Origin of the sequence: Micromonospora maritima (assembly GCF_902825405.1) — a bacterium.
Lineage (GTDB): Bacteria > Actinomycetota > Actinomycetes > Mycobacteriales > Micromonosporaceae > Micromonospora > Micromonospora maritima.
Genome location: NZ_CADEAU010000484.1, coordinates 1 through 3,909 on the forward strand (window position 1 = coordinate 1; position 3,909 = coordinate 3,909).

The window sequence follows — 3,909 nt, forward strand, 5'->3', positions numbered from 1 at the left end:
GACCGCACCCGCCCGGTGAGCCCCCGGCGGCCCGCACCGCCTGACCCGGCCGACCACCGGCGTCGCGACCCTCAGTCGACCGCCTTCGCGACCCGGGCCGCGCGCAGCCGGGCGACCACCCGGGGATGCTCGGTCAGCGCCCGTTCCAGGGCGGCGAGCACGTCGTCCAGCAGCCGCCGGCCGCCCCGGGCGGTGAGCGCCTCCTCCTGCCACCGGACGAAGTCCAGCAACAGCTGGTCGTCGTCCACCCGGACGGCGGCGACCAGCGCGTCCACCAGGTGCGCGATGCCCGAGGCGACGTCCTCGGCGGTCTCCTCCGACGGATCCACCACGGCCAGCCCGAGCCGGACCAGCTCGCGCCGGCGGTGCAGCACCGCCACGTACGCGTCGTCGGGCGGGGGCGGCGGAGGGCCGGTGTGCGCGCCGGCCGACAACGACCCGGACAGCAGCCGGACCGCGTCCCGGGCGCTGGCGCCCCAGGCCGCCGCGCCGATCGCCGTCGCCCACCGGCCCTGCGGGCCGAAGCCGGGGCCGCCGGCCAGCACCGGCACCCCGGCCGTCCGGCTGGCCTCCACCATCCGCGCCGCCCGGACCAGCCGGTTGGGTTGCACGCAGCTCAGCAGCACCGCGTCCGGGCCGGTCTGGTGCAGGTAGGAGACCAGGTGCCGGGCCGGCACGCTGGCGCCGAGGAAGGTGACCCGCCACCCGTCCGCCCGGACCACCTCGCTGACGATCCGCGCGGCCAGCGCGTGCCACTCGCCCTCCACGCAGGCCACCACCACGTGCCCGCGGCGCGGTGGGCCGACGGTCGCGCCCAGCGCGTCCACCACCAGTTCGCTGACGTGGGTCGCGGCGTGCTCCTGGGCGACGCTCCACGACCCGGTGAGCCACCGCCGGCCGATCTCCCGCTGGGCGACCGCGACCAGGTCCACCAGGACGTCCGCGACCGAGCAGCCCTCGGCCAGCAGGCCCCGGGCGAGCGCCAGCGCCCCGGCCCGGTCGGCCCGGTCCAGGTGGTCGAGGTACGCGGCGAGCGAATCCGGTCCGATCCGGCAGGACGGGTTCACGCGGTGGTCACGGCCAGCATGGCGATGTCGTCGTGCGGCTGCCCGTCGAGCCACTCGTCGACGAGCTGGAGCACCCGGTCGACAAGCGCGGCCGGCGGCAGCCCGGCACCGGAGGTCAGCGCCCTGCGCAGCCGGGCGTCGCCGAACATGGCCAGCTCGCTGGGGCCGCCCCGGGCCTCGGTCACCCCGTCGGTGTAGGTCAGGAGCAGATCCCCCGGGGCCAGCCTGATCTCCGCCTCGGCGAACCGCGCGTCGGTCAGCGCCCCCACCGGCATGCCGCCGACCCGGACCGCCTCGATCCCGCCGGCGGCCCGGACGACCAGCGGCGCCGGATGCCCGCCCCCGGCCAACCGGACGAGCAGCCCGCCGTCCGGCTCCCGGGTCAGGGTGCCGAGCAGGAGCGTGGTGAACTGGGCCCGGCCGGCCGCGCCCGGCGCGTCCAGCAGCGCGCGGTTGAGCAGTTCCATCAGCTCCCGGGGGCGCTGCTCGACCAGGCGCAGCGTCTGGAGCGACTGGCGGACCCGGCCGGTCAGCACGGCCGCGCCGACGCCCTTGCCGCAGACGTCGCCGAGCGCGAACAGGCCGCCCGTGGAGGTGGGGAAGAGGTCGTAGAAGTCGCCGCCGATGCGCAGGCTGTCGCCGGCCGCCCGGTAGCCCCCGGCCAGCGTCATCCCGGCCAGGCGGGGCAGCTCCGGCGGGAGCAGGCTGTTCTGCAGCACGCGGGCCAGGTGGGCCTGCTCGCCGTAGAGTTCGGCGGCGGCCAGCGCGGCGCCGGCCCGGGCGGCGAACTCCCTCGCCAGCGAGATCTCCCGCTGGTCGAAGCCGGCCCGCCCCCGGCGCCGGGCCAGGACGAACGCGCCGGCCGGGCCGCCGGCGCTGGGCATCGGGCTGATCAGCACGGTGCCCGGACGCCCGAAGTCGGCCGGCAGCACCTCGGCCAGGTCGGCCAGCTCCGCGTCCAGCCAGGGGCTGGGCTCGGTGAGGTCGCCCTCCAACGCCGCGACCAGCCCGGGGACCGACTCCACCGTGCGCCAGCCGACCACGCCGGTGGCCGGGCCGGAATCGCCGGTCGCGTACCGGATCCAGTGCGGCTCGTCCTCGGCCGGCGGCGGCGGACGGTGCACCACCACGGCGGCGTCGGCCAGGTAGGGCACCGGCAGGCCGACGGCGGCGCGCAGCGTCTGGTCACGGTGCAGGGAGAGCCCGAGCCGGCTGCCGGCCTGGGCGAGGAAGGCGGTCCGGGACCGCTCGGCGAGCAGCGCATCGGTGCGCGCCTGCTCCTCGGTGACGTCGCGGACGTACCAGGCGCGGCGTTCCCCGGCGAGCCCGCGTCGCACGCCGCGCAGCCGCCGGCCCTGGTGCTCGGTGTCGAACGTCTCGGCGCCGTCGCGGGTCGCCTCGGCCAGACCGGTCACCGCGCAGCCGGTCAGGTCCACGCCCGGCGTCAGCTCGGGGAGGAGTTCCGCGGCCATGGCGTTGACCAGGGTCACCACGCCGGCGGCGTCGACGGTCACCACCGCCTCGGCCAACCCGTCCAGCAGTTCCCGGGCGAGCTGGTCGTCGGCCGGTAGCGCGGGGGCGACCCCGGCCACCCGCCGGGGTCGCTTCCGGGGGGCGTGTCCACCGCCGCTGACCGGCCCGGCGACACCGCCCCGACGCGCGGCGGTCACCGCCGCTGGCCGGGCGCTTCGGTCGGTCGACCCGTGCGCATGCTGTCGGTGTACCCCTCACTCGACGGATAGGTTGCCAGGCGGCAAGCGTACCCAGCGGGGCCGAGGAATGCCCGTCGAGGACGGCCCCGGTCAGCCGCCGCGGGCGAGCCAGCCGACCGGACGGTCGACGATCCGGCGGACCACCGAGGTGGCCCCACCGACCGCGGCGGACTGGGCGCCGAGCACGGCGGGTCGCACCGTGACCGGCGACCAGGCGGCGGTGAGCACCCGCCGGGAGACCTCCGCCTCCACCGGGGGACGCAGCCAGGGGGAGAGCGGGGCGTATCCACCCCCGAGCACCACGGTGTCCAGGTCCAGCAGGTTCACCACGCCCGCCACCGCCACCCCGAGGGCGGTACCGGCGTCGGCCAGGGCGGCCAGCGTGGCCGCGTCGCCGCGCTCGGCCAGGTCGGCGAGGCGGGTGGCGGCGGTGTCCGCCGGCAGTTCGGCGCCGGGCAGCCCGGCGGCGGCGAGGATCGCCTCCTGACCGGCGTACCGCTCGAGGCAGCCCCGGCCGCCGCAGCGGCAGGGTCGCCCCTGCGGTTGCACCGGGAAGTGACCGATCTCTCCGCTCCACCCCCGCGCGCCCCGGTACAGCGCCCCGTTCAGCACGATGCCGGCGCCGATGCCGATCTCACCGGTGACGTGCAGGAAGCTGCGCGGCCCGGCCGGCCCGGCGTACAGCTCGCCGAGCGCGGCCAGGTTCGCCTCGTTGTCGACCACCAGTGACGGGACGCCGTCGACCGGCTCGGCGAGGGGCTGTCCGGCGAGCAGCGCCGGTACGTCCACGTCCCGCCAGCCCAGGTTCGGCGCCAGCCGGACCAGGCCGCCGTCGCCCACCAGGCCCGGCACGGCGAGCGCCGCGCCGGCCAGGGTCAATCCGTCGCGTACGGCGGCGGCACGTGCCTCGGCGGCCAGCGCGGCCAGCCGGGCGAGCGTGTCGGCGGGGGAGACCGGGCGCAGGTCGGCGCGGCGGACCAGGTGATGTCGGACCGTGCCGGTCAGGTCGACCACGCAGGCTGCCAGGTAGTCGACGTTCACCTCCAGGCCCAGCCCGGCCGGTCCGTCGGCGGCGAGCACCAGGCCCCGGGCCGGCCGGCCCGCCCCGGTGCGCGGCGGCGGCTCGGCCT

The 3,909-nt window shown here is 77.9% G+C and carries 3 protein-coding genes; all 3 read right to left on the reverse strand.

The annotated features are described in order from the left end of the window. Positions 1-71 precede the first annotated feature (71 nt). Entirely contained in the window at positions 72-1,067 is a 996-nt protein-coding gene (locus HUW36_RS27520; RefSeq protein WP_174530799.1) for a cobalamin B12-binding domain-containing protein, read from the reverse strand. Then, positions 1,064-2,581: a PP2C family protein-serine/threonine phosphatase gene (locus tag HUW36_RS27525; RefSeq protein WP_174530801.1), complete on the reverse strand. Its 1,518-nt coding sequence runs from the start codon at positions 2,579-2,581 to the stop codon at positions 1,064-1,066. The genes HUW36_RS27520 and HUW36_RS27525 overlap by 4 nt, the downstream gene beginning before the upstream one ends. A gap of 288 nt (positions 2,582-2,869) precedes the next feature. Continuing rightward, on the reverse strand, positions 2,870-3,909 hold a 1,040-nt coding region (locus HUW36_RS27530), incomplete at its 5' end, for an ROK family protein (RefSeq protein WP_174530800.1).